General features: G+C 50.0%; 1 protein-coding gene. It reads right to left on the reverse strand.

Features of this window, described 5'->3' with window-relative positions; translation table 11 throughout:
* Positions 1-278 (reverse strand): acyl-CoA dehydrogenase family protein (locus QN347_RS19830; protein WP_323494401.1); only part of this gene is annotated, 278 nt, incomplete at both ends.

The raw sequence follows: 278 nt of genomic DNA on the forward strand, positions 1-278 counted from the left end.
TTTCAAAACCACGACCTTCACCTAACAGAATATTAGATGCCGGCACACGCACGTTCTCAAACAACACCTCGCCATGACCATGCGGCGCATCGTCATAACCGAAGACAGGCAGTGCACGCAGAATCGTCACGCCCTTGGTATCACGCGGCACAATGATCATCGATTGCTGCTTATGGCGATCTGCATTGTCAGGATCGCTCTTACCCATAAAAATGAATACTTTGCAGCGCGGATCGTTGGCACCAGATGACCACCATTTGCGACCATTAATCACGTAC

This window comes from Sphingomonas sp. 10B4, from assembly GCF_035019905.1.
Lineage (GTDB): Bacteria > Pseudomonadota > Alphaproteobacteria > Sphingomonadales > Sphingomonadaceae > Sphingomonas > Sphingomonas glacialis.